General features: G+C 71.1%; 25 protein-coding genes. 5 read left to right on the top strand and 20 right to left on the bottom strand.

Going from position 1 to position 24,952, the window contains the following annotated elements:
* Nucleotides 1-67: 67 nt before the first annotated feature.
* Nucleotides 68-274: a DUF397 domain-containing protein gene (locus ACTOQ3_RS01235; protein WP_440081468.1), complete on the bottom strand. Its 207-nt coding sequence runs from the start codon at nt 272-274 to the stop codon at nt 68-70.
* Nucleotides 265-1,092 carry a helix-turn-helix domain-containing protein gene (locus ACTOQ3_RS01240; RefSeq protein WP_440081469.1) on the bottom strand — a complete coding sequence of 276 codons (828 nt, stop codon included), beginning with the start codon at nt 1,090-1,092 and terminating at the stop codon, nt 265-267. The genes ACTOQ3_RS01235 and ACTOQ3_RS01240 overlap by 10 nt, the downstream gene beginning before the upstream one ends.
* 433 nt (nt 1,093-1,525) lie before the next feature.
* Between ACTOQ3_RS01240 and ACTOQ3_RS01245 the strand changes: the two genes are divergently transcribed.
* Entirely contained in the window at nt 1,526-1,885 is a 360-nt protein-coding gene (locus ACTOQ3_RS01245) for an ATP-binding protein (RefSeq protein WP_440081470.1), read from the top strand.
* Between the two features lie 90 nt (nt 1,886-1,975).
* On the opposite strand, the gene ACTOQ3_RS01250 is transcribed toward ACTOQ3_RS01245, so the two are convergent.
* Nucleotides 1,976-2,554: a TetR/AcrR family transcriptional regulator gene (locus ACTOQ3_RS01250; protein WP_440081472.1), complete on the bottom strand. Its 579-nt coding sequence runs from the start codon at nt 2,552-2,554 to the stop codon at nt 1,976-1,978.
* A 126-nt stretch (nt 2,555-2,680) separates the two neighbouring features.
* Between ACTOQ3_RS01250 and ACTOQ3_RS01255 the strand changes: the two genes are divergently transcribed.
* Nucleotides 2,681-3,085 carry a nuclear transport factor 2 family protein gene (locus tag ACTOQ3_RS01255; protein WP_440081473.1) on the top strand — a complete coding sequence of 135 codons (405 nt, stop codon included), beginning with the start codon at nt 2,681-2,683 and terminating at the stop codon, nt 3,083-3,085.
* A gap of 123 nt (nt 3,086-3,208) precedes the next feature.
* Here the strand turns inward: ACTOQ3_RS01255 and ACTOQ3_RS01260 are convergent, their stop codons facing one another.
* Nucleotides 3,209-3,790, bottom strand: a complete 582-nt coding sequence (locus ACTOQ3_RS01260; protein WP_440081474.1) for a hypothetical protein — start codon at nt 3,788-3,790, stop codon at nt 3,209-3,211.
* Between the two features lie 173 nt (nt 3,791-3,963).
* On the opposite strand from ACTOQ3_RS01260, the gene ACTOQ3_RS01265 reads away from it, so the two are divergent.
* A complete protein-coding gene (locus tag ACTOQ3_RS01265; RefSeq protein WP_440081475.1) occupies nt 3,964-5,250 on the top strand; it encodes a hydroxyacid-oxoacid transhydrogenase in 1,287 nt (428 codons plus the stop codon).
* A gap of 24 nt (nt 5,251-5,274) precedes the next feature.
* Here the strand turns inward: ACTOQ3_RS01265 and ACTOQ3_RS01270 are convergent, their stop codons facing one another.
* The 3 genes from ACTOQ3_RS01270 to ACTOQ3_RS01280 are packed head-to-tail and all read right to left on the bottom strand — an operon-like array spanning nt 5,275 to nt 7,879.
* A complete protein-coding gene (locus ACTOQ3_RS01270; protein ID WP_440081476.1) occupies nt 5,275-6,078 on the bottom strand; it encodes an ABC transporter permease in 804 nt (267 codons plus the stop codon).
* Between the two features lie 9 nt (nt 6,079-6,087).
* Nucleotides 6,088-6,849 carry an ABC transporter permease gene (locus tag ACTOQ3_RS01275; RefSeq protein ID WP_440081478.1) on the bottom strand — a complete coding sequence of 254 codons (762 nt, stop codon included), beginning with the start codon at nt 6,847-6,849 and terminating at the stop codon, nt 6,088-6,090.
* Between the two features lie 52 nt (nt 6,850-6,901).
* Nucleotides 6,902-7,879 (bottom strand): ABC transporter ATP-binding protein, encoded by a 978-nt coding sequence (locus ACTOQ3_RS01280; protein WP_440081480.1) that lies wholly within the window; start codon nt 7,877-7,879, stop codon nt 6,902-6,904.
* Nucleotides 7,880-8,242: 363 nt separating this feature from the next.
* Here ACTOQ3_RS01280 and ACTOQ3_RS01285 point away from each other — a divergent pair, with 363 nt between their 5' ends.
* A complete protein-coding gene (locus tag ACTOQ3_RS01285; protein WP_440081481.1) occupies nt 8,243-8,953 on the top strand; it encodes a helix-turn-helix domain-containing protein in 711 nt (236 codons plus the stop codon).
* Here ACTOQ3_RS01285 and ACTOQ3_RS01290 read toward each other — a convergent pair.
* The 3 genes from ACTOQ3_RS01290 to ACTOQ3_RS01300 form a co-directional block, all read right to left on the bottom strand.
* Nucleotides 8,935-9,507, bottom strand: a complete 573-nt coding sequence (locus ACTOQ3_RS01290; protein WP_440081482.1) for a dihydrofolate reductase family protein — start codon at nt 9,505-9,507, stop codon at nt 8,935-8,937. The genes ACTOQ3_RS01285 and ACTOQ3_RS01290 overlap by 19 nt on opposite strands.
* A gap of 269 nt (nt 9,508-9,776) precedes the next feature.
* Nucleotides 9,777-10,103 carry an NAD(P)-binding domain-containing protein gene (locus ACTOQ3_RS01295; RefSeq protein WP_440081483.1) on the bottom strand — a complete coding sequence of 109 codons (327 nt, stop codon included), beginning with the start codon at nt 10,101-10,103 and terminating at the stop codon, nt 9,777-9,779.
* Nucleotides 10,104-10,106: 3 nt separating this feature from the next.
* Nucleotides 10,107-11,057, bottom strand: a complete 951-nt coding sequence (locus ACTOQ3_RS01300; protein WP_440081485.1) for an NAD(P)-dependent oxidoreductase — start codon at nt 11,055-11,057, stop codon at nt 10,107-10,109.
* Nucleotides 11,058-11,241: 184 nt separating this feature from the next.
* Between ACTOQ3_RS01300 and ACTOQ3_RS01305 the strand changes: the two genes are divergently transcribed.
* Entirely contained in the window at nt 11,242-11,577 is a 336-nt protein-coding gene (locus ACTOQ3_RS01305) for a winged helix-turn-helix transcriptional regulator (protein ID WP_440081487.1), read from the top strand.
* Between the two features lie 9 nt (nt 11,578-11,586).
* On the opposite strand, the gene ACTOQ3_RS01310 is transcribed toward ACTOQ3_RS01305, so the two are convergent.
* From ACTOQ3_RS01310 to ACTOQ3_RS01355, 10 genes are all read right to left on the bottom strand, one after another.
* Nucleotides 11,587-13,596 carry an anthranilate synthase family protein gene (locus tag ACTOQ3_RS01310; protein ID WP_440081488.1) on the bottom strand — a complete coding sequence of 670 codons (2,010 nt, stop codon included), beginning with the start codon at nt 13,594-13,596 and terminating at the stop codon, nt 11,587-11,589.
* Nucleotides 13,593-14,300: an isochorismatase family protein gene (locus tag ACTOQ3_RS01315; RefSeq protein ID WP_440081490.1), complete on the bottom strand. Its 708-nt coding sequence runs from the start codon at nt 14,298-14,300 to the stop codon at nt 13,593-13,595. Before ACTOQ3_RS01315 ends, ACTOQ3_RS01310 begins: the two co-directional genes overlap by 4 nt.
* Before the next feature lie 97 nt (nt 14,301-14,397).
* Nucleotides 14,398-15,168, bottom strand: a complete 771-nt coding sequence (locus ACTOQ3_RS01320) for a 2,3-dihydro-2,3-dihydroxybenzoate dehydrogenase (RefSeq protein WP_440081492.1) — start codon at nt 15,166-15,168, stop codon at nt 14,398-14,400.
* A gap of 13 nt (nt 15,169-15,181) precedes the next feature.
* Nucleotides 15,182-16,657: an amidohydrolase family protein gene (locus ACTOQ3_RS01325; protein ID WP_440081494.1), complete on the bottom strand. Its 1,476-nt coding sequence runs from the start codon at nt 16,655-16,657 to the stop codon at nt 15,182-15,184.
* Nucleotides 16,654-16,935 (bottom strand): phosphopantetheine-binding protein, encoded by a 282-nt coding sequence (locus ACTOQ3_RS01330; protein WP_440081496.1) that lies wholly within the window; start codon nt 16,933-16,935, stop codon nt 16,654-16,656. Before ACTOQ3_RS01330 ends, ACTOQ3_RS01325 begins: the two co-directional genes overlap by 4 nt.
* 7 nt (nt 16,936-16,942) lie before the next feature.
* Nucleotides 16,943-18,649 carry a (2,3-dihydroxybenzoyl)adenylate synthase gene (locus ACTOQ3_RS01335; protein WP_440081497.1) on the bottom strand — a complete coding sequence of 569 codons (1,707 nt, stop codon included), beginning with the start codon at nt 18,647-18,649 and terminating at the stop codon, nt 16,943-16,945.
* A complete protein-coding gene (locus tag ACTOQ3_RS01340; RefSeq protein WP_440081498.1) occupies nt 18,650-19,792 on the bottom strand; it encodes a ketoacyl-ACP synthase III family protein in 1,143 nt (380 codons plus the stop codon).
* Entirely contained in the window at nt 19,789-21,135 is a 1,347-nt protein-coding gene (locus ACTOQ3_RS01345) for a salicylate synthase (protein WP_440081499.1), read from the bottom strand. Before ACTOQ3_RS01345 ends, ACTOQ3_RS01340 begins: the two co-directional genes overlap by 4 nt.
* Before the next feature lie 236 nt (nt 21,136-21,371).
* On the bottom strand, nt 21,372-21,977 hold the full coding sequence (locus ACTOQ3_RS01350) for a response regulator transcription factor (RefSeq protein ID WP_440081500.1): 606 nt from the start codon (nt 21,975-21,977) through the stop codon (nt 21,372-21,374).
* 277 nt (nt 21,978-22,254) lie between these two features.
* The gene (locus tag ACTOQ3_RS01355) at nt 22,255-24,879 is read right to left on the bottom strand and encodes a histidine kinase (protein WP_440081501.1); all 2,625 of its coding nucleotides are present in this window, start codon (nt 24,877-24,879) and stop codon (nt 22,255-22,257) included.
* Between the last annotated feature and the right edge of the window lie 73 nt (nt 24,880-24,952).

Raw genomic sequence — 24,952 nt, forward strand, 5'->3', positions numbered from 1 at the left:
TCGGTCGCCGCATCTGTCCGGTGGAAGCTGAACCGGTTCTCGACGGCGCCGGGTGTCGTGTTTCCCGTCAGGTCAGTCGGTCGAACTCACCGATCTTGACGCCATCGACGAAGGTTCGCCACTCGGCGGGGGTGAAGAGGAGCTTGGGGCCACGAGGGTCCTTGCTGTCGCGAACCGCGACCACACCCGGCAGGTTGGCGGCGATCTCGACACACTGGCCACCGTTGTCTCCGGAGCGCGACGACTTCCGCCACACAGCGGCGCTCAGGTCCATTCCTGCCTCGCTTCCTCGATCATTTTGAGGGACATGCGGTCAGGATAAGCCCATCGACGTATGGATTCATATCTGTTCCATATCGAGGTCACGGAATCCTGGTCGGTCGTGACGTGCCCTTCGATCGACGAATCCACATGGATGGTGTCCGGTTGACCGTTCGGGAGTTCGGCGATCATAAAAGCGCCCAACATACCTGCGGTGCAATCCGGATCGACGACTTGAACGGCGAGCGTAGGCCGCTGGGCGGCCTCCAGCAGGTGGCCGAGTTGTTCCCGCATCACCTCGGGGCCGTTGACGCGACGACGAAGGACGCCCTCGTCGATGAGGACCAGGAGCATCGGGGGGTTGTCCTTGTCGAGGATTCTCTGACGGCGCAGGCGAGCCTGGACACGCTCTTCCACCTCGTCGGGAGTGGCGCGGGGGCCATGAGTGAAGAGGTGCCGGGCGTAGGACTCCGTCTGCAGCAGACCTGGGACAAGTAGGGGATCCCAGGAGCGGAGGACGAGGGCGGCGGGTTCTATTTCCTCGGCCCAGCCGATGAACCAGGCCGGGCCGCTGGGGCGGGCGACGATGTGTCGGCGCAGGTCCGTGAAGTGCGTGCTGCCGTTGGAGCCGAAGAGCAGGTCGAGCCGCTCGGCGTCGGATCTCGACGGCGTGCGGGTGGCGGACTCCAGGCGGCTCACCTGCGTCTGCGTGCATCCCAGGCGTGAGGCCACTGCGCTCTGGGACAGTTGCGCGGCCTCGCGCAACCGGCGCATCTCGGCCCCGAAACGCGCGTGCGGAGATCCGGGCTCCGGGGAGGTCTCGACGCTCATCGCATTCCTCCCGAAATAGAGAAAAACGGCCTTTTGGGTTAATGGGCGATGTCAGCTCTTGGTATCGACAGGCCGGCCGTCGGCATTTTCAGCTATCTCTCGGATTACCGATCCGGTTATGTCCTCACCTCTCATGAGGGCAATCTAATCACACGTCCTCTCGGTTCGACAGGACGGAAAAGAAAGCATCCCATCGCCTTTAACCAGGGACGAGACGAGTGATGAATGACCAGAACGGCGACCTTTCACGCCTCGATCGCGCTCGCCGGAGGCACTCGGAGGACAGGAGCGTGACGGCGGTGACCGTGTGAGATCCGAAAAGGAGACCGCGGGGAAAGAGGACGGCTGTCCTGGACATCACGGTGACGGAGCTGCGACAGCGCCGTGGGCGGGTGGGCCGTACGGCGCGTGGCGGAAGGTGTTTCCCGGGCGGGTGGAATCCGTTCCGGAGGCTCGGGCCTGGGCGCGCGACCTGCTGATCGGGCGGGTCGGAGCTCCGGTGCTCGACGACGTGCTGCTCCTGCTGAGTGAACTGGCCACGAACGCCGTGGCCCACTCCGACTCCGGGCGTACGGCGGATGGACGGGTGACCGTCTACGTGGCGCGTACCACCACGACGGTTCACGTGGAGGTCACCGACGACGGGTCGGCCGCGAGCGCGCCCGCCGTGCGCGTGCCGGAGGCGGACGACGACGGCGGGCGGGGGCTGTGGCTGGTGGAGATGGTCGCGGCCGGATGGGGTTCGCACCGCGACGACGCGGGCGGGTCGGTCTGGTTCCGGGTGCCGGGGTAGATCCGCGCACCCGGCCACTCGAAGGTGGTGGGGTGCGTACGGACACCTCCCCGTCATTACGGCGAGGGGAGCAAGGGGGGCGCTGGGGGCTTACAGTGCCATGCCGTGGCGCAGGATCCGTAACAGCCGTCGCGCATGGCTCGCGTCGGCGCCGGCGACGGCGGCCGCACCTGTCAGGGCCAGCAGGTCACCTACCGCGAGGTCGGATCGGACGGCGCCGTCCTCCTGCGCCCTGAGGAGCAGAGCCTCCGCGGTCGATCTCATCGACTCATGCCAGCGATCGAACAGTTCGGTGCGCCGCTCGTTCCTGCTCTCGGTGCCCGCGAGGGCGAGGGCACGCTTGGTCGCGACGTGGACGACGAAGCCGTCCAGCCAGTCGAAGAGCGCCTCGACCGCCGACGGCTCCCGAAGCAGTGCCGCACCCCGCTCACAGAGTGCGGCGACCTCCTCCGCGTACACGGCGACGAGCAGGTCGCCACGAGTGGGGAAGTGCCGGTAGAGAGTCGCGTTGCCCACGCCCGCTCTGCGCGCGATGTCGTCCAACGCGACCTCGGGACCGTGTTCTTCGAAGAGTTCTCTCGCCGCCGACAGCAGCAACCCGGCGTTCCGTGCGGCGTCGGCTCTGCGCCCTCGCCCGGGAGTGGTCGGCCTGTCGCCCGTACGCGCCATCTGCCTGCTCCAGACTTGTTAATGGGGACTTCCCCGCTTATGGTAGTACCCGTAAACGGGGAGGTCCCCATATCGCTCACCCGGGTTGACGACGGGCCTCATCGGAGGCCTTACGGGAGGACTGCCATGGCGCTCACCGCCGAGGATCGCGTGGCCATCGCGGAGCTGATCTCGATGCACGGTCACCTGATCGACACCGGGAGACTCGACCGGCTGCACGAGCTGTTCACCGCCGACGCCGTCTACGACGTCAGTGATCTGGGTGGAGGGATCATCGAGGGGCTGGCCGCGTTTCGCGACGCGGCGCTGGCCATGGGCGAGCGTAATCCGGTCGGCCACCACGTGACGAACATCGTTGTCACCGAAACAGCCGACGATCACGTACGCGCTCTGTCCAAGGGCATCGGCATCATGGCGGACGGGACGTGCGGAAGCGTGACCTACGAGGACACGGTCTCGCGCGGCGACCGGGGCTGGCGAATCAGCCATCGCAGGGTGCTCGCGCGGCGAGCCCCTCTGGGCGCCGGATAGGAACGGCTCCACGCCCTCGCGGGGCACCCGGGCAAGCAGGCCGGCGGAACAGGTTCAGGCCCTGGTCCGCCGCCGTTCACCGTCACCACGCCGTCCTGCCCGGGGCCGGACCCCGTTCCGGGATCAGTCGTCCCAGACGGCGTTCTTCAGGATCGTGGCCAGGCCGGGGGTGGCCCACTGGTCGACGACGAGGATCTTCGACTGCGGCAGGTACCACTCGCGCTGGTTGAACGTCGACTTCTGCTCGCTGCTGCTGTACGACACACACCGGCCGGGCCAGACCCGGTAGTGCGCCCTGTGCGCCACCCCGACGTTCCGGTAGCCGACCACGACCGCCTTGCCCATGACCTGCCCGTACTTGGGGTAGGCCAGGCAGCGCTGCACGTCGGAGGCAGGGTAGTACGGGCCCTGCGTGGGGTCGTAGCGCCGGAAGCCCTCTCCCCCGCGCTTGAGCGTCTTCGGCCCCATGACCCAGAAGCTGTCACACCTGGGCTGGAAGTAGCCGCCCTCGGGCCGAGCGCAGGCACCGGTCACCACCCGGATCTGGTCCGCGGTCCCGTACACCCGCCAGGAGTTCGGGATCTCCAGCGTCAGACCGGCGCGCAGCCGGAGCAGCGCGGTGGAGGAACCCGCGGACGCGGGAAGCTGGGCCGCCAGCACGGCGGCTCCGGCCACGGCGGTCACCGCGATCGTTCTTTTCATCATGGCGGCGACGATATGGAGCCCGGCTTGTCATCGGCTTGCAGGCTTCTTGCCCTCGAAAGGCTCCAGCCCCAAGACCGGCGGGTGGGCCGGAGCGACATACCGATGGGTATGCTCGCTGACGCGGATGCCCCCGTCCGATGGCACGGGTCAGAATCGCGAGAGAGGAGCCGGACGTGTTCAGTACTCCGAGCAACCCCGAGTCCGTCTTCACCTACGGCGCCCCCGCCCTGAAGTTCGGGCCGGGCGCCTCCGCCGAGATCGGCTTCGATCTCGGGCAGTACGGCGCGCGCCGCGTCCTCGTCGTCACCGACCCGGGGGTGGCCGCGACCGGCGCGCCGCGGCGGATCGCCGAGCAGCTCGCGGGCTTCGGCATGGAGGCGCGCGTGTACGACGGCGTGCGCGTCGAGCCGACGGACGAGAGCCTGCTCGCGGCCGTCGAGCACGCCCGCGCCTCCGGTCCGTGGGACGCCTTCGTCGCCGTCGGGGGCGGGTCGAGCATCGACACCGCCAAGGCGGTCAACCTGCTCACCACCAACCCGGGCGGGCTGATGGACTACGTCAACGCGCCCGTGGGAGGTGGCCTGGCGCCGTCACGGCCGCTCAAGCCGCTGGTCGCGGTGCCCACGACGACGGGCACCGGGTCGGAGAGCACCACGATCTGCGTGCTCGACGTGCTCGATCTGAAGGTCAAGACCGGGATCAGCCACGCCCGGCTCCGCCCGGTCCTGGCGGTCGTCGACCCGGACCTGACGCTGTCCCAGCCCCCGGAGGTCACCGCCGCCTCCGGGATGGACATCCTCTGCCACGCCCTGGAGAGCTACACCGCCCGCCCGTACACCTCCTACGAGCGCAAGCGTCCCGAGGAGCGCGTCCCGTACTGCGGGTCGAACCCGGTGGCCGACATGTGGTCCGAGCGGGCGCTGCAGCTGCTCGCGCTGTCCTTCCGCGCCGCCGTACGCGACGGGGACGACAAGGAGGCGAGGGCGCGGATGGCGCTGGCGGCGACGTTCGCCGGGCTGGGGTTCGGCAACGCGGGCGTGCACATCCCGCACGCCAACGCCTACCCGATCGCCGGGCGCGTGCGGGACTTCCGCCCCGAGGGCTACCCGGGGGACGAGCCGATGGTGCCGCACGGGATGGCCGTCGCGCTGACCGCCCCCGAGGCGTTCAGGTTCACCTTCGAGGCGCGGCCGGAACGGCACGTGCGGGCGGCCGAGCTGCTCGACCCGTCCGCCGCCAGGCCCGGCGACCTCGCGGAGTTCCTGCCCGGCGTGCTGGCGAGGCTGATGCGCGACGTCGGGATGCCCAACGGCATCGGCGGCGTCGGGTACACCGAGGCGGACGTCCCCGCGCTCGCGGAGGGGGCGATGAGGCAGCAGCGGCTGCTCGCCACCGCCCCGCGCCCGGTCGGCGAGGACGACGCGGCCGGGATCCTGAGCCGTTCCATCGCCCTGTGGTGAAGGCGCCGTTGGTGAGAACACCTTTCAGTGGAGCATGACGCGTGCCCACTGTCTCCTGGCCACGACGAGCCCCAGCGCTCCCATGACCAGGAGATAGAGCACGCTCACGATCAGGCCGGAGTCGATCCGGCCGAGGGCGCAGCCGCGCAGCAGCTGGATGGCGTGGTAGAGGGGCAGCAGCTCCACGATGACCTGTATCACCCGGGGGTAGACGGTGACCGGGTAGAACGTCGTCGCGAAGAGGAACATCGGCAGCAGCACCAGCTGCACGTACTGGAAGTCGTTCCACGCCCTGATGCGCGTCGTCACGGCCAGTCCCGCGCTCCCGAAGGCGAAGGCGACGAGCAGCGTCCCGGCCGCCGCGACCAGGGCGTCCGGCCAGGGGACCAGCCCGAACACGGTTATCACGAGGAGGAATCCGATCGCGGTGACGAAGCCGCGCAGCACCGCCCACGCCACCTCGCCGGCGACGATCCCGGTGAGGGACACGGGGGTGGACAGGATCGCCCGGTAGTGCCGCTCGTGGGTGAACTTGACGAAGGCGCCCTCCATCGTCTCGTACAGGGCGCTGTTCATCACCGCCGTGGCGAGCAGGCCGGGCGCGACGAACGCGGCGTAGGTGACGTTCACCCCGTCGACGTCCCCGACGAGCCGCCCGATGCCGACGCCGATGGCGAGCAGGTACAGGACGGGCTCGAAGATCGAGTACATCGCCATGGTCCACGGGTTGCCTCCGGTGTGCACCCGGAGGTTTCGGAACACCAGGAAGTGCGCGCCGCCCCAGCGGGGGACGGCGGGCGGCACCCGGTTCTCCGGGTTCTGCGGCATGTCGGCCCCTCAGACGTGGATGTGTCGCCGGTACGTGGTCAGGGCCACCGCGACGCCCCCGGCGGTGAGCGCGGCCAGGTAGCCGACGTGGATCGTGGAGGTGAGGGGGGTGGCGGTGCCCAGGCTCAGGGTTCGGCACAGGTCGACGCCGTGCCACAGCGGCAGGACGTACGCCAGCGGGCGCAGCCAGTCGGGGAGCGTCTCGACGGCGAAGAAGGTCCCGGAGAACAGGTACATCGGCATCAGCACGAACCGGAACACCGTGTTGAGGGTGTTGAACGTCTCGACGGTCACCGTCCACGCCGCCAGCGGGGCCGCGAAGGCCATGCCGGTCAGCAGGGCGGCGGGCACGGTGAGGACGGCCCACGGGGAGCGGGTGGCGCCGAAGGCCGCCATCACCACGGCGAACGCCAGCGCGCTCGTCCCGATCCTGAACGCCATGAACAGCAGGTGCCCGGCCATGATGTCGCGGGGTTCCAGCGGGGTCGCGGCGGCCACCAGGTAGCCCTTGCCCTGTCTCAGGGAGCTGTGGACCACGAACGCCGCCTCGACGTAGGCGTTCTGCATCGCCGCGGCGGCCAGCATCCCGGGGGCGAAGAACTCCAGGTAGTTCAGGCCGCCCAGCGACGCGGGGTCCACCAGCTGTCCGAGCCCGGCGCCGATGGCCACCAGGAAGAGCAGCGGGTTCGCCACGCTGATGACGATGGTGCCCTTCCAGGAGCGGCGGTAGCGGAGCATCCACGAGGAGAACTCGCGAAGGAACATGGGCATGCGTCGTCCGCCTCGGTCCGTCAGGGTCAGGAACGTGGACATGTCGTCCGCCTCAGTCCGTCAGGGTCCGGCCGGACAGGCGCAGGAACACGTCCTCCAGCGTCGATCTCCGGACGAGGGCGGTGATCGGGGTCATCCGCGCGGCGGTGACCGCGGCCAGCGCCGCCTCGCCGTCGTGCGTGTAGACCAGCACCCGGTCCGGCAGGACCTCCACCCGCTCCCCCTCGCCGGGGCTGACCAGGTCCTGGAGCTTCTCCGCGGCCTGCTCGTGCTCGTCGATCCGGAACCTCAGCTCCAGGACCTCGCGCGTCGAGTGCCGGCGGATGAGCTCCCGGGGTGATCCCTCGTCCGCGATGAGCCCCTTGTCCATCACCACCAGGCGGTCGCACAGCTGCTCGGCCTCGTCCATGTAGTGGGTGGTGAGCAGCAGCGTCACCCCCTGCTGCTTCAGCCTGAACAGCCGGTCCCACAGCACGTGCCGCGCCTGCGGGTCGAGACCGGTGGTCGGCTCGTCGAGCAGGAGGATGTCCGGCTCGTTGATCAGGGAGCGGGCGATCGTCAGCCGACGCCGCATGCCGCCGGACAGCGCCCCCAGGCTCTCGCCCGCCTTCTCCTCCAGCTGCGCGAACTCCAGCAGGCGCTCCGCGCGCTCCCTGATCACGCGGCGGGACAGCCCGAAGTAGAGGCCGTACATCGTCAGGTTCTCGCGCACGGTGAGGTCGGGGTCCAGCACGTCGTCCTGCGGGACCACGCCCAGGCGCGCCCGGATCCTCCGGCCGTCGCGCGCGGGGTCCATGCCGAGGATGCGCAGGGTTCCCGCGGTGGCCGGGGAGACGCAGCCGAGCATGCGCATCGTCGAGGACTTGCCCGCCCCGTTCGGGCCGAGGAACCCGAAGGCCTCCCCCCGGTCGACGTGGAAGTCGATCCCGGCCACGGCCTGGAACCCGGCGCCTCGCCGGTCCCTGGGCGGGTACGTCTTCCTCAGCCCCTCCGCCTGGATCAGCGGTGCCGCACTGTCATCGCCCGCCATGGACACCTCGGCTCCCCAGCACGATCAGTCATGTTGCCCATAAATCACGGGATCTTCATGACGTGATTTTGCAAGAGATATCTCATCCTGCGCAATATATTTACGTGTCAGGCGGAACGATGCACGTCGAGGCGGACGTTCCGAAACGGCACTTCCGTGAGCGCCACCCACGCCCCGGACGAGATCCGGCGCGCCGGCCAGGAACCCGCCGGCGACCCGGGGGCGTCGTCCGGCTCACCGGCCTCCGGGACGACCGTCACGGCAGCCGGCTTCCGGCCGGTACGGGTTCGCGGTAAGGCGGGCGGCGGCCGGCACGACGGCGGCCCGGTCGGGCGTACGACGAACTGCGCCTATCCTTCTCCCGTGGCACTGCGGTTCGAGACTCGCGCGTCCGACTCACCCTGGGTCGACACCGTGTGGACCTGTGCGAGCGAGCGGGTCGCGGAGATGACCTCGGTGGCGACGGCGTGCTGGGGTCTGGTGTTCTGGGAGCTTGAGGGCACGGCGCACGCGAACATCTCCGGCCCTGAGACCAGGACCGGCACCGCGCCGGTGCCGGAGGGCGCGACCTTCGTCGGCATCGAGTTCGCGGTGGGCACCTGGCTCCGGGCCGTGCCCACGCCGACCCTGGTCGACAGTGGCGTCGAACTCCCCGACGCCACGCACAGGACCTTCCCGCTGGACGGTCTCCGTTGGGAGACGCCCGGCCCCGACGACGCCGAGGCCCTGGTCGACCGCCTTGTGCGCGCCGAGGCCGTGGTGCGTGACCCGCTCGTCGCCGAGGTCCGCCGAGGCCACCGTCCAGTGGTCTCGGAACGCACCGTCGAACGCCGGTTCCGCGCGGCGACCGGGATCACCCGGGGCGCCGTACGGCAGATCGAACGCGTCCGCAACGCTTCGGCGCTGCTGGCCGCCGGCACCCCGGTCGCCGATGTCGTCTCCAAGCTCGACTACTTCGACGAGCCGCACCTGGCTCGTGCGCTGCGCCGGTACGTCGGGCGTACGGCGCGACAACTCCGTGAGGGCACCGGCGGTGCGATCGCCCTGGATCTGGATCAGCCGACGACGTCGTAGATCATCTTGACGACACCGTTCGAGTAAACCTCGGACGCCCGGAGGCTCAGTGCCTGCTTGTCCCTGTCCGCCCTGCCGAACAGGCTCTTCCCGGCTCCGAGCAGCACCGGGAAGACGAGCAGGTTGTACCGGTCGATCAGACCCGCGTCCGACAGGCGCCGGGCGAGCTCCGCGCTCCCGTGGATGAAGATCGCGCCCCCCTCGCTCTTCTTGAGCTCGGCGACGTCCTCGGTCGAGCGCAGGATCGTTATCGGGCCCCATCCCTCGACGAGGGCGTCGTCGGGCAGCGTGGACGAGACCACGTACTTGGGCAGTTCCTTGTAGGCGGCGTGGTCCTCCGAGTCGGGCCAGACCGGCGCGAACAGCTCGTAGCTGTGGCGGCCGAACATCAGCGCCGTCGTGTCCTCGAGCTCCTCGCCCTTGAGTGAGAACGCCTCGGGCAGGAACTCGACGTCGGCCACCCAGCCACCGCCGCGGTGCCCCTCGCTCGGCGCGCCAGGGGAGTCCACGACGCCGTCGAGCGAGACGAACGCGGTATAGACCAGATCACGCATGTGCTGTTCTCCTCATTGCCGGGTGACGGGGCCACCAGGTAGATCGACAAGCGGATGGCAGTGCCGCGCCGACGCACCGGCGGCGGAATGCCCGCGCCCATGCTAGGAAGCGCCATCGCGGCCGTCTTGTACGAAAACGACGGCCCGAGGAGGTGGCGGACGACGCCACGACCGGGCAGTGGCCGACGCGGACCGGTGCCGGCGCCGGCCGCCCCGCACCCGGCTCGCCGAGGCCCTGGCGAGCCGGCACCGGGGGTGACGGCATCCGGTCAGAGGGCCGCCGGTCCCCCGATGGTCGGCGTCGGGGTCATGATGGCCCCGTCGAGATAGTCGACGCCGAGCTCGGCGGCCCACGCGGCCATCAGGCGGGCGCGTTCCGGCGTGTCGGCGGTGAGGTTGACCAGGGTGCGGCCCTTCAGCGCGTCGGCCACCGTGTCCGCGCGGATCGCTCCCCGGGCGACGAGATCCTCGGCCCTGGCCGCCGTGCGGTTCCACACGGTCGTGGGATGGCCGTTCGCGAGGAACGCCCCGGCCAGCGCCCGGCCCATCGGCCCCAGGCCGAGAACCGTCACCGGGGTGGGGTGGTCGTGGGTCATGTCCTACTCCGATCCGATGTCGTGCGATCCGGCGTTCGCGCCCCTCGCGGAGTCCGTGCGAAGCAGGCCGATCAGGGCCGAGAGGTCGTCGTCGCCCCGGTTCGCGGCGACCCCCCGGTGGAGCAGCGTCCCCATGGGCTCCAGCAGCTCGGTGCTGACGCCCTGGTCCCTGCCGGCGTCCAGCAGGTTGACGAAGGCCTCCGCCTGCATCCCCAGGTTCGAGGCGGTGGCGGAGTGGTCGTTCGCGTCGTACGCCTTCGCCATCTCGGGAAGGCTTGTGATCATGGCGTTGAGCCACGAGACCACCAGCGGCGTGAACTCCGTCGCCGGGACCTTCTCGGAACCGACCATGGCGACGGCCTGGAAGAAGCCGCCGAACATCCCGTACATCGCGCTGAGCAGCGCGATGTCGTACAGGGCCGCCCGGCCCGCGTCCTCACCCAGGTGGGAGACGGTGCCCAGCGCCGACAGGGTCCGCTCGTGAGCGGCGAACGTCTCCGGCGACCCGCTGCAGAGGACGAGGGATCCGGGACTCCCGATCATCGGGGGCACCGCCATGATGCCGCCGTCCAGGTAGTCCGCTCCCCGCTCGGAGGCCCAGCGGGCCAGCTCGCGCGCCTGGCGGGGCGTGCCGTTGGTGAGGTTCACCAGGGTTCGGCCCGCCAGGAGGCCGGCAACGGTGCCGGGGGTGCCGGGGGTGCCGGAGCCCTCGGGGACGTCGAGGACGCCGGGCGCGCCGAGGACCTCGCGGACCGCGTCGTAGTCCAGCACGCAGACCACGACGATCGGGCTCGCGGCGACCGCCTCGGCGACGGTGGCCGCCTCGGTCGCGCCCCGCTCGGTGAGCTCTCCGCCCTTCCCCGCGGTACGGTTCCACACGGTCGTGGGATGACCGGTGTCCAGGAAGGCCCCGGCCAGCGCCCTGCCCATCGCCCCCAGACCGATGACTGTCACCGGCGCCCGATCGTCGGTATTCATTTATCCCCCTATTTCATGCGGTGTCGGCACAAGAAGGTCCCAGTCCCGGATCCCCTCGTGACCCCGGCTGGGACGTTTCGATGCTGGCGTGCCGCTGAAATTTCCTCAAGTACCTACTATTTTGTCAGGTACTAACCTTTTCGTAAGTGTGGAGAGCGGGATGAAGAAACGGACCTACTCGTGCGGGCTCGACGCCGCCGTCGACGTCGTGGGCGGCAAGTGGAAGGCGCTGATCCTGTGGGCCCTCCACTCCGGGGCCCTCCGGTTCGGCGAGCTGAGCCGGAGCGTGTCGGGCATCAGCGAGAAGATGCTGATCCAGCAGCTCCGGGAGATGGAGTCGTACGGCCTGGTGCACCGCGAGGTCTATCACCAGGTTCCGCCGAAGGTGGAGTACTCGCTGACCGAGTTCGGCCACTCGCTCAACACCGCGCTCATCCCGCTCGGCGACTGGGGCGAGATCCACATGGAGACCATCGAGGCCCTCCCCCGCCCCTGAGCGCGCGTCTCACCGGGAGGGCCCGGCCCCGGACGGGACGGCACGCTCGGCGTGCGCCAGCAGGTCGCCGAGGACCTCGCCGAGGATCTCCACGCCGTTGCGGGTCAGCACCGACGCGGGGTGGAACTGCACCGAGACGAAGCCGGGCCCGCGCAGCGCGTGGACCTCGCCGCTCGACGCCTCCCTGAACACCTCGACCGTGCCCTCGCGCTCCCGGCAGGGGAACCGGTCGGCGGAGCTGCGGGCGGTGAAGGTGTTGTAGAAGCCCACCAGCTCCGTCCGCCCCAGGAAATCGATCTTCCGCTGCACGCCCTGGTTGGGGAACGGGTTGCGGCCGATCTCCAGCCCGAGCAGCGTGCTGAGCACCTGGTGGCCGAGACAGACCGACAGGAAGGGGATGCCCAGCTCCAGCAGGCGCCGCGTCGCGTCCCGGAGATGGTCGATCTTGAAATCGTCGTGGTCCCTCGGGTCTCCCGGACCCGGGCCGACGATGACCAGGTCGTGCTCCTCCAGCCGGTAGTCCTCGTCGAACCGGCGCACGCTGACCTCGCACCCCAGCGCGGCGAGCTGGTGCCTGGCCATCGCGGTGAAGGTGTCCTCGGCGTCGATCACCAGCACCCTGCGGCCGACCAGCCTGGGCACGAGGTGCCTGCGGTTGTCCGGGCCCTCGAACCAGAAGCCGGCGAGCGGCGCGTTCCGCTCGATCAGTGCCCGCCGTATTCGCGGGTGGGTGCCCATGTCCGCCACCGGGGCGGGGGCGCCGACGTCGCCTCCCGGCGCGTGGCGCAGCGCCTCCAGCAGCCCCGCGGCCTTCGTCCGGGTCTCCTCCGCCTCGGAGGCCGGGTCGGAGTCGCGGACCAGCGTGGCGCCGACGGCGATCCGCATCCGGCCCGCCGCGTCGATGTCGGCGGTACGGATGACGATCGCGGAGTCCAGCGCCCGGCCGCCCGCCTCGTCCCGGCCGATCAGCGCGACCATGCCCGCGTAGTAGTCCCGGCCCTCCGGCTCGTAGCGGCTGATCACCCGGCAGGCGCTCTCCAGCGGGCCGCCGGTGACCGTGGGCGCGAACATGGTCTCCCGCAGGATGTCCCGCACGTCCAGCGAGCTGCGCCCCTCGATCAGGTACTCGGTGTGCGCCAGGCGCGCCATCTGCTTGAGGTACGGGCCCACCGTGCGGCCACCGAGGTCGCACACCCGGCCCATCATCTTCAGTTCCTCGTCGAGCACCATGTAGAGCTCGTTCGCCTCCTTGCTGTCGGACAGGAAGCCGAGCACCCCGCGCACCTCGGGTCCCTCCGCCGGGTACCGGTAGGTGCCGCTGATCGGGTTCATCACCACGGTGCCCGCGTCGAGGCTGATGTGCCGCTCGGGCGAGGCGCCGACGAAGGTACGCCCGCCGGTGTGGATCACGAAGGTCCAGTGGCAGCCGGGGTCCCTGCCGAGCAGCCGCCGGAAGAACGCCAGCGCCGTGCGGGTCGACCAGTTGGTGATGTCGGCGGAGAACGACCGCTTGATGACGAAGTTCGCGCCCGTTCCCCGGCCGATCTCCTCGGAGAGCACCCGGCGCACGGTGGCCGCGTACTCCTCGTCGTCGGAGTCGAAGTCGCCCTCGCCCAGCTCGATCGGCCCGTCGGGGAGCCGGTCGAGGACCTCGCCCATCGGCAGCACGGCCTGGTCGACGACGGTCATCGCGAGCAGCGGGGCCTCGTCGTCGGGGAACGCGTACCCGCGCTCGCCGATCTGGCGGTACGGCAACATCGCGAGCACCTCGTGCCGGGCACCGGCACCTCGGCGGGCGTCGTCATCGGGCGGCAGCGGGATGTCCGCGATGCGGCCGACCTCGGTGGTCTCCCCGATGAGCAGGTCGAGCCGGTCCGCCCCGGTCGAGCCCGGACGGTGCAGCAGGGCGAACGGGGGCGCCTGCGGGCCGAGGATCCGGTCGAGCAGGAGCGTCCCGGCCGCCTCGGTCATCGCCCCGGGCATCGGCCCGGTCGTCGCCGCGGTCGTCGCCGCGGTCATCGTCCCGCTCCTTCCAGCGCCGCCTCGTCCAGGACCGTCGCGTCCGGCGCGGCCCCGTCGGCGGCAGCCCCGTTCAGCATCGCCAGCGCGGACCGGGTGGACAGCGTCACCGAGCACCTCGACGCCGCGTAGTCCAGCGCCTGCCGGTGGTACTCCCGCGAGAAGTCGGCCACCGCGTCCGCCACCACGAACGTCTGGATGTCCTGGGAGAACCCCTCGTGGGCGGTCATCAGGATTCCGACGTGGGCGTACACCCCACAGATCACCAGCTGGTCGCGGCCCCTCTCGCGCAACAGGTCGAGCAGGCCGGTACGGCAGAACGCGCTGGGCCGCCACTTGGTGAACACGACGTCGGGGCCGAACGGGGCCAGCCGATCGATGATCATCCGGTGTTCCGGGGCGGAGCTCATCCCCGCGCCCCAGAAGTCCTTGAGCAGGCCGCGCTGCTCGTCGGTCATCCCGCCGGGCTGGGCGGTGTAGACGACCGGCGCGCCGAGCGTGGCGAAGCGCGCCCGCAGCGTCGCGACGTTCTCCACCAGGTCGGTCGTGGGGGCCTGCCCGCGCGGGAACGGGCTCAGGAAGTAGTTCTGCATGTCGTGGACGAGCAGCACCGCGCGATCGGGATCGATGGTCCAGCGCGCGATGTTCTCCGGCAGCTCGTCCTCGGTCGGCATGGGATAGGACTCGATCGCCGGGATCGCCATGGCGTGCCTCCGCTCTTCGTCAAGTCTCTTCGTGACGTCTCTTCGTGGGGTTCCGGGCTCCGGGGCCGGCCGGGCTCCCGGCCGGGCGGGGTCGTGCTCAGTTGCCGAGGGCGGCGCCGCCGTCGACCGTGAGGTCCTGCAGGGTGATGTGCGCGGCACGGTCGGAGAGCAGGAACAGCACCGCGTCGGCGACGTCGGCGGGCCGCGCCAGCCGCCCCATCGGGATGCCGACCCTGAAGGTCTCCGGCGCGCCCTCGATGGAGACCCGCGGCGCGTCGTCTCCGGCCCACAGCGAGGTCAGCATCGGCGTGTCGGTGGAGCCGGGGGCGACCACGTTGCACCGGATGCCGTGCTGGGCGAGCTCCAGCCCCAGGCACTTGGTGAAGCTGCTCGCCGCGGCCTTGGACGCCGCGTAGGCGGCCATGTTCCAGCGCGGCGTCCTGGCCGCGTTGGAGGCCAGCGTGACGATCGCCCCGGCCCTCCGGGGGATCATCCGGTTGGCCACCGCCCTGCTGACGTGGAACACGCCGGTCGCGTTGACCGCGAACGTGGTGTCCCAGTCGTCGTCGGTGAGCGCGGCTCCCGCGCCGACGCGCAGCACCCCGGCGGCGTTGACCAGGTAGCCGATCGGCCCCAGCTCGCGTTCCGCCCGCTCGACCACGATGTCCACCTCGGCGCTGGAGGTCACGTCCACGACGAAACCCCGGACGCGGTGCCCGGCCTCGGCGAGTTCCTTGACGAGCGGGTTCAGTGCCTCGGCGTTCGCGTCCACCGCCGCGACGGCGACGCCCTCGGCGGCCAGCGCCCGCACCACCGCCTCGCCGATACCGCCTGCCGCCCCGGTGACCAGGGCCGTCCTGTCATGCATCGGTGATACCTCCTCATCGGCGTGCCGCACGGGTCAGCGTGGCGACCAGATCGGGGTCGACACCGAGGCAGCGCACAGAGAAGGCGCCGAGTGCCTCGATGTAGTCGGCTTCGAGCTCGTCCTCGTCGAGACCGGTGGCCTTGCCGCCCTCCACCAGCGTCCGGCCCGCGACGATCACGGTGTCCACGTCCGTCGAGCCGCCGAGCGCGAGGAAGCTCTCCAGGGGGCGCGGGTTGAGCAGGTAGCGCCAGTCGTCGGCGGGGACCAGCAGCAGGTCCGCCTGCTTGCCCGCCTCGATGCTGCCGATCTCTCCCGCCCAGTCCAGCCCCCTGGCCGGGAGCCGGGTGGCCATCGCCAGCGCGTCGGTCGGCAGCACCTCGGTCGGGTCGGCGTACATCTCGTTGTAGATCTGCCAGGTGACCCGCATGGCCTCGGCCATGCCGCCGACCGGCAGCGCGGCGCCGTCGGTGGACAGCGAGACGTCCAGCCCGGCGCGCCGGAACTCCGGCATCGCCCGGGTCTCGGTCAGCGAGGACTCCCCCGCCGGGCCGTACTTCGCCGGCGAGTGGCTGATGTGCGCGTTCGCCGCGACGAGCATCTCGCGTTCCTCGTCGTCGGCGAACGCGCAGTGCACCGCCATGAACCGGTCGGAGAGCAGGCCGAGCTCGGCGAACCTGCGCACCGGGGTCGTGCCGTAGTAGCTCCGCGTCACCTCGGCCTCGTTGCGCAGCGCGCCGACGTGTGTCGCGAACGGCACGTCGTACCTGGCGACGAGTTCGGCGAAACCGGTGCCGAGCTCGCCGGTCATGTTGACCCCGTAGACCGAGGTCGGCCGCGCCCGTACCAGCCCGCTCGTGTCCCCCGCGCAGTCGCGCAGCAGGTCCTCGATCCGCCGCAGCACCACGTCGGCGTCGCGGGTCCTGCGGAACCGCGACTCGCCGGGGGCGCACACCGCGTCGCTCGCCCAGGTGCTGACCACACAGCGCATGCCGAGGTGGCGGGCGGCCGAGGCCAGCGCCTCGGGCCGGTTGAACGAGCCCACGTCCCCGAGGGTGGTCGCGCCGGAGCGCAGCTGGGTCCACATCGAGTATCGGGCGATGGCCTCGGCCTCGTCCGGGGTGAGCCGGTCGATCTGGTCGTGGAAGGAGTCGAAGACCACCGAGATCTGCCGGACGTCGCCGCCCAGCGCCATGAACGCGGGCTTGTCGTCGCGGTCGGCGGCGGGCCGCAGCGCCCCCTTGAAGGGGAACCGCATGGCGAACAGGTCGTGCCAGTGCGCGTTGACGAAGCCGGGCAGGATCATCTTCCCCCGGGCGTCGATCGTGCGCAGGTCCTCGCGCCGCCGGGGCTCCATGGCGGCCTCGACCTCCGCGGTGGTCCCGGCGGCGACGATCCGCTCGCCCTCGACGAGCACGGCGCCGTCGGGGACGACGCGCGCCCCGGCGTCGGCCGGGTAGAGGCAGCCGCCGCGGATCAGCAGCGCGCTCATCCGACGGCCTCCCCCGATTTCACCTGCCGGGCCTCCCAGGCCGCGCGCAGGTGCCGCTGCCACGCGTCGACGGTCGGCTCGGCGGCGAGCTCGCCGAACTCCACGGCGACGCCCTGGCGACGCCATCGGGTGACGAGCCGCATCATCTCCAGGGACCCCAGCCCGAGGAAGACGAGGTTGGCGTCGCCGGTGATCTCGCCGGGCTCGGTGCCGACGATCGTCGCGACGGTCTGCCGCAGGTCGTCGGCCGTGGGCGGTGTTGAGATATCGCGTTCCATGTCCGGTTCACCTTTCCTGGTGTTCGGGGGTGGGTTCCGCGGGCGCCCACCGGCGGGACAGTGCCGGGTCCTTCGCCGCGGCGGCGAGCACCTTCTTGTCGATCTTGCCGAGCGGGGTCAGCGGGAAGTCGTCGACGAACTCCACGCGGTCCGGCAGCTTGAACTCGGCCAGCCCGCGCTCGTGCAGCGCCCGCTTCAGCTCGGCCGGCGCCGGTCTCTCGCCCCGCTCGCCCCGGTGGACGACGAACGCGTAGATCCGCTCGCCGAGGAACTCGTCGGGGACCGGGACGACCGCCGCCCTGGCGACCGACGGGTGGGTGAGCAGGTGGCCCTCCACCTCTCCGGCCGCGATCTTGTCTCCGCCGCGGATCACCACGTCCTTCAGCCGTCCCTCGATGACCAGGTTCCCCTCGGCGGTCAGCCGGGCCAGGTCACCGGTGCGGTAGAAGCCGTCCTCGGTGAAGGCCCGCCGGTTGTGCTCCTCGGCGCGGTAGTAGCCGCGCAGGGTGTACGGGCCACGGGTGAGCAGCTCGCCGGTGGCCCCCGGGGGCACCTCGGCGTCCCGCTCGTCGACGATCCGCACCTCGTCGGCCGGTGAGATCGGCCGCCCCTGGGTGTTCACGACGGACCCGGGGTCGTCGCCCTTCCTGGACATGGAGAGCATTCCCTCGGCCATGCCGAACACCTGCTGGAGGCGGCAGCCCAGCTCGGGCTCGATCCGCGCGGCCAGCTCAGGCTGGAGTCTGGCCCCGCCGATCTGCAGCACGCGCAGGCTGGACAGGTCCGCCTCGGCCCACGCCACCTCCTCCAGCCAGAGCTGCGCCACGGTGGGGACGACCGAGGTGATGGTGACCTTCTCCCGCTCGATCGCGCGGAAGCAGTCCTCCGCGACCGGGCTCTCGGCGAGCACGACCGTGCCGCCGGAGCCGAGCGTGCCGACGACCCCCGGGCAGCCCCAGGTGAAGTTGAACTCCACCGGCAGCGCGGCCAGGTAGACGTCGTCCGCGCCGAGCTCGCAGAGCTCGGCCACCGCCCTGGTCTGGTACGCGTAGTCGTCGTGCGTGCGCGGGATCAGCTTGGGCAGCGCGGTGGTCCCGCCGGAGAGCAGGAAGAACGCCACGTCCGACGGGTCGCTCCCGGGGAGCGGGACCGGGTCGGCGTCCACCCGCGAGAGCGGGATCACCGCGGCGGCCGCGGCGGTCTCGTCGCCGCTCCTCTCGCCCTCCTCGCCGGTCTCCCCGTCCAGGACGAAGATCCGGCGCAGGCTCGGCACCTCGCCGGCCATCCGCAGGGCGAGCGCGGTGTGGTCGAACCCGCGGTGGACGCCGGGGACGACGTATCCGGACGCGCCGGACAGCTCGCACAGGTGCCCGATCTCGTTGGCCCGGTGCGACGCCAGGGAGAACACCGGCTTGGCGCCCACCCTGAAGAGCGCGAAGGCCACGATGACGAACTCGGGGACGTTGGGCAGCTGCAGGACGATCCGGTCACCGGGCTCGATCCCGAGCCGGTGGAAACCCGCCGCCATCCGGTCGACCCGGTTCTCCAGGTCCCGGTAGGACAGTCGCAGCCTCCCGCCGACCAGTGCCGTACCGTCTCCGAACGCGCGGGCCCAGGTCCGCGGGAGGTCGCCGAGGCGTTCCCCGCGCCAGAGTCCCTCGCGCCGGTAACGGGCGGCGAACTCCTCGGGCCATGGCGTGCATCCGTCAAGCATCTACCGGCCTCCGTTCTCCGGCTCGCGGTTCCCGGGCTCGTGGTTCTCGTTCTGGGGGTCGTGCCGCAGGGGCTCGTGACTCTCGGGCTCGTGGTTCTGGAGCTCGGGGTTCCCGGGCTCGTACGGGGCGACGATCTCCACGACCGCGCAGCCGGCCTCCATGCCGGGGGCGCTGCCGATGAGCAGCACGTGGTCGCCGGGAGCGACCTGCCCGCTCGTCCACAGGTGCTCCAGGCCGATGAACGGGTCGGCGGCGCCGGCGTGCCCGACCCCTCGGGTGAAGTCCCACAGGCCCCGGTCCGCGTCGATCTCCAGGGGGTCGAGGAACATGCCCTCCAGGGAGCCCCGCGCGAAGCCGGTGTGGCAGACGCGGGTGACCTTCTCCATGGAGATCCCGGCCTCCGCCAGCGTCCGCCCGGCCGCCTCGGCGACGCACTCGCCGAAGTGCCCCATCGGGGGCGCCTTCCCCTCCGCCCACTGCCGTCGCCAGTAGTCGCTGCGCTCCTCGAAGTTCAGCGAGCGGCCGACGGTGATGCCGGGCGGGAAGAGCACCTCCCCGCCGCGGTGCAGCTCCTCCATCCCGGGATTGGAGACCGTCCCGAAGGCCAGCACCCGGGCGAAGCCGCCGCGCCGCGAGACCACCGCGGCGCCGCCGCCGTCCGCGAGCAGGAACATCCTGGAGGCCCGCCACCGGTCCACCAGCGGGGTGGAGAAGTTGTCCCCGGCGGTCAGCAGCACGGCGTCCTTGTCACGGTCGGCGATCAGCCGGTGCGCGGCCATCTCAAGGCTCGCGATCATGCCGAGGCAGCCCTGCCTGACCTCCAGCGCGGTGATCGGCCGGTTCAGCGTCCTGCGCAGCACGTAGTGCGGCGCCGACCAGCCGTCCGGCCCCTGGTGGTAGCTGTCGCTGTGCAGCAGCGCGCCGAAGTCGTCCGGCTCGTGCCCCGACCGGCGCAGCGCGACCAGGGCCGCGCGGGCCGCCATCTCCGGGGCCGGCGTCTCGCCGGCCACCATCACGGCCTCCATCCCGGAGGCCTCGCGGTCGGCCCGGTCGTACCAGGACTCCCGGACCGCGTGCTCGGTGGTCACCACGGGGGGCAGGTAGGCGCCCACCCCGGCGAGGTAGATGTCGTCGACCCTCATCGCGCACTCCCCTCGACGGCGGGGACCAGGTAGCGCGCGACGCTGTCGAGCTTCTCGCAGGTCTCCTCGAACTCCCGCTCGGGAGTGGACTGCCCGACGATGCCGGCCCCGGCGCGCAGCCAGGTGCGGCCGTCCTTGCGGTAGGCGCTGCGCAGCACGAGTGCCGCGTCCATCTCGCCGGTGTGGTCGACGGTCAGCACGGCCCCGCTGTACAGGCCGCGCGACTCGGGCTCGTGCCTGCGGATCGAGGTGTAAGCGGCCTCCTTCGGCACGCCGGACGCGGTCACGGCGGGGAAGACCGCGCCGAAGGCGTCCCACGCCCTGAAGCCGGGGGCGAGCCTGCCGGACACCTGGGAGGCCAGGTGCTGGACGCTGCCGCGCTCGCGGATCGCCATGAACTCCGGCACCTCGACCGATCCGGGCACGCAGACGTCGACGAGCTCGTCGGTGCCGACCTTCACCGAGATCGCGTGCTCGTAGATCTCCTTGGCGGAGGCCAGGAGGTCGGCGCGCAGGCTCTCGTTCTCGAGCAGGTCAGAGGTGAGCGCCCTGGTCCCGGCCAGCGGCTGGCTGACCACGTGGCCGTCCGCGGACACCTTGACCACGATCTCCGGGCTGAACCCGGCCGTCTCCACGCCACCGAGGTTGAGCAGGAACGACCGCGCGGGGTTGTTGCCCCGGCGCCCGGCCAGGTAGGTGGCGATCAGGTCGATGTCCTCGTCGATGTCGACGACCCGCGACAGGATGACCTTGTTCAGGTCGCCCTGGTTGATCTCCTCGACCGCGAGCTTCACCGCGAGGCGGTACGCGTCCTCGCCGAGTTCGCGCACGTCCAACGGCTTCGGCGCTCCGTCGGGGGTCTCCGCGGGGCTGGAGATCGTCTCCAGCAGCGCGGTCAGCGTCTCCTGGTCGGCGGCGCGGAGGTGGGCGTGGCCGTCCTCGATGCGGACCTCGGCCTTCGGTACCACGAGGTGCAGCAGCCGGCCGTCACCGACGTGGTCCAGCTTCCCCTCCTTGGCGTAGGAGAGCTCGAAGGTCGCCCAGCCGTACGCGCGCCAGGCGGGGACCTTCACGGTGTCGAGCAGCCGGGCCACCTGGCGCAGGGGCCGGTCGCTCCAGGGCAGGACGACGTCGGGCTCGTCCTCCTGGACCAGCCGGGCGCCGTTGCGGTCCAGCGTGACCTCGGCCCGGGCTCCCCCCGCGTAGGACCACTTCCCTCCGCTCTCGTACACGACGTACGCCGCGTGCAGGCCGGAGCCGGCGAGCCTGGCCGCGATCCGCGGCGGCTCCTCGGAGAGGGGGATCCGCGTCTCGAAGTAGTGCAGCCACCTGTTGGAACTCATCTGCGGGCATCCTTTCCCGGCCGGGGGAAGTACGTGACGAACAGCGGCCGACGCTTTTGTTACCAGCAATTACGCTATGCCGGTAACAAAATCAGGACAATGGGCCCGCGATAAGACATCCTTCTCAGGATGCGAAGACGGAACGGCGAGAACGGAACGACGGACCCGAAAGGATCGGGAGGCCGAGGAGGCCGGGAAGGACAGGGAGGACGGGGAGGACGCGAGGTCCCGCCCGGTCAGATCCAGCCGGCCTCGGTGGCGATGCGGATGGCGTCCACCCGGTTCCTGGCGTTCAGCTTGGTGACTATCTTCGTGAGGTAGTTGCGCACGGTCCCGACGGAGACGTGCATGACGGCCGCGATCTCCGGCGGCTCGGCGCCGCCCGCGGCCAGCCTCAGGACCTGGACCTCACGTCCGGACAGCGGGTTCTCCCCGACGTCCCACGCGGTCAGCGCGAGCTGCGGGTCGACGATGCGACGCCCCGCGGCCACCTCGCGGACCGCCTGGGCGAGGCGTTCCGAGGGCGTGTCCTTGAGGAGGAAGCCGGACACCGACACCGAGAGGGCGCGGCGAAGCGTGCCGGGCCGTCCCAGGCCCGTCAGGATCAGCGTCCGGCACGTGGGCAGCTTCGCGTGCAGCTCCTCCGCCGCGGAAAGACCGTCGAGCACGGGCAGGTCGACGTCGATGATCGCGACGTCGGGACGCGTCTCGAGCGCGACGGGCACGATCCTGTCCCCGCTGCCGACCTGTGCCACCACCGTCAGGTCGGACTCGATGTCCAGCAGGGCGGCCAGCGCCCCGCGCACCATGGGCACATCCTCGGCGAGGAGGATCTTCAGCACAGCGGCGCTCCCGTTCGGACGTCGGCTCCGGGACGAGAACCGACGACCGGGGGCCCCGGGCGCCCCTGCGGCCGATCCCACGGGCGGCGCCGGGAGCGATCCCGCGAGCGACTCTGCGAGGCGATTCTCGTCCACATACGCCTCGCCACCATTCGATCGAACGACTGGACCAACCGATCTTGCCCCGAATAGTACCCAGTCAATTGAATTTGGCAATGCCGCAGAATTCTGACATTCACTTACTCGCATTTGTCAGCCGAAAAAAGCTCCGGCCGTATCACCCATCATGGCCGTCCGTTCTCCGCGCGCCTCTCGATATATCTGCAGACATATCTTCCGGCATGTCTCCCCGAGCGTCCCGCAACGCGTCCCCCAACGCCTGCACACGGGGAACGAGGGCGGCGCCGGGAGCGATGACGACCAGCCGGAACGCCCCGTCGGCGACCTCGGCCGCCAGCCGCCCGCCGACGGCGCGCAGCCGTGCCGCCAGGTCCCCCAGCCCGGAATCGTCGCGGACGGCCGGAAGCACCTCCGGCGGCGCCCCGTCGTTGGTCACGCACAGCCGCACCCCGCCCGCTTCCAGGACCACCTCGATCGTGCACCGCCGCGCGTCGCTGTGCCGCAGCACGTTCGTGGCCGCCTCACGCAACACGACCGCGAGCAGCGCGTCCAGCTCCCCGAGGACCAGGTCCGCGGGAACGCTCACCCCGGTGTCGATTCCCGCGGCGGCGAGCGTGGAGACCGACGAGTCCACCTCCGCGTCGAACGACATGTGCCGGTACCCGCTGGCCACCGCCCGGACATCCGCGACCGCCCGCCGCGCGATCTCCAGCACCTCCGCCACCTCGGTCTTCGCCCGCTCCGCGGACCTCGGCAGCAGCCGGTGCGCCAGCTCGCTCTTGACGATCATCACCGACAGCTCGTGCCCCAGCAGCGCGTGCAGCTCCCGCGCCACCCGCAACCGCTCCTGGGTCACCGCCATCCGCGCCAGCTCCCCCCGCGTCCGGTCCACCTGCGCCACCAGGTCCGACAGCGAGCTGATGCCGAAGACCACCAGCCCGGTCAGGAGCGTGGAGATCACCAGATACGCGGTCCACTCCGCCACGTCGCCCTGGAGCACGGACAGCAGCATCACCCCCGCGCCGACGGCCGCGTACAGCACCCACCGCCAGCGGCCGCCCACCAGCAGCAGGACCGCCCCCGCGAGGAAACCGCCCATCGAACCCCACGGCGCGCCGACCCACAGCAGCGGCAGGGCCGTGGCGACCGCCTGCACCGCCAGGGTCACCTTCCTGAGCCACCCCGGCCACGACCGGGGCTCCCCCAGGGAGTGGACGATCTGCACGCCGACCAGCACGGCCACGCACGCGGCGAATCCGATCAGCCCGACCGGGTGCGGCCGCTCCGCCAGCACGTTGACCACGATGAGGACGCCGTAACCCGACAGCACCAGCACGGCGATGAAGCGCGCCACCCGCAGGTGCCACGTCCGCGCCGTGGCCCTGACCGGCGGCCGGTCGCCCGGTGTTCCCGGCCGCGCGTGCTCCTCCTCCGGCGCTCCGGGCACCTTGACCGTCCCGGGCGTGCCGGGGGTCCCGGGCCTGCCCGGCACCCCGGGTTCCTCGGACGTCTCCGGCGCGTCGGGCGTCCTGGTCACCTCGGGCGCGCCGGGGACCTCGGAGCCCTCCGCGACCGGTGCCACCGGCGGGGCCTCGACCGGGGCCTCCGCCGTCAGCTGGAACCACTCACCGTCGACCGTGACCGACAACCGTCCCCCCGCGGCCTCCAGCCGGCCCGTGAGATTCCCCAGTCCCGTACCGGTCTCGAACGAGCGCGTCCCCAGCTCCGGCTCGACCCCGTCGTTGCCGACCCGCAGCCGCGCCCAGCCGTCCTCCACCCCCGCCTCGATCTCGCAGCGCTGCGCCTTGCTGTGCCGCAGCACGTTGGTGACCGCCTCCCTCAGCACGATCGCCAGCACGGTGTCCAGCGCCTCGGGCAGGCCCTCTCGCGAGACGGCCACGCCCACCCGTATCTCGGCGACCGACAGCATCGACTCCGCCGACTCGGCCTCCGCCGTCAGCGACATGGGGAGATACCCGCCCGCCACCACCCGCACCTCCGCCAGCGCGCGGCGGGCGACCACCAGGACGTCCCGGAGTTCCTGCCGCGCCCGGTCGGCCGCCCCCGGCAGCAGCCGGTACGCCAGCTCGCTCTTCAGGGTCATCGCCGACACGTTGTAGCCCAGCAGGTCGTGCAGGTCCCGCGCCACCCGCAGCCGCTCCCGCGCCACCGCCATCCGCGCGAACTCCCCCCGCGCCGCGTAGAGCACCTTCACCAGAGACGCCAGCGAGCTGACCCCGTACACCATCAACCCGGTCAGCAGGGTGAAGTAGACGCTGTAGACGACGTCCAACGCCAGCAGGTTCGCCTCCCGGAGCGCGAGCAGCGCGCCGACACCGGCGGCGACGGCGAAGAAGAGCCCCCAGCGCCCCGGCCCCGCCACCACCAGCAGCATGGACCCGGCGAGGAACCCCGCGATGGATCCCGCCTGCGGACCGACCCACGCGAACGGCAGGAAGGTGGCGACGGCCTGTACCGACAGCGTGAGAGCCCGGACCGGCGCGGGCCAGCTCAGCGCGTCCCGCGTCGAATGCGCGAGTTGCAGGACCAGCGCGACGAACAGGCAGCCGGCGAAACCCAGCAGGTCGGGACCCGGCAGACCGCTTCCCCACACGAACATCAGCGCGTTGAACACGTAGCCGTACAGGACGGCGACGATGATCACACGGGCCATTCTGGGGGCGGCCAGCCCGCCCACCCCGTGCCGGGTCCTAAGGCGTGACCTGTGCAGCGACCTGGCGAATCCGCGCCGGCGCTGCGGCGGGCCGGCGTTCACCGTCATCGACCGTCTCCTCCAAAGCCCGACCGGTGGTCCTTCCCCGTCAGCCCGACGCCCCGAAACAATCTATATCAGC

The organism is Streptosporangium sp. LJ11 (assembly GCF_051918945.1).
Lineage (GTDB): Bacteria > Actinomycetota > Actinomycetes > Streptosporangiales > Streptosporangiaceae > Streptosporangium.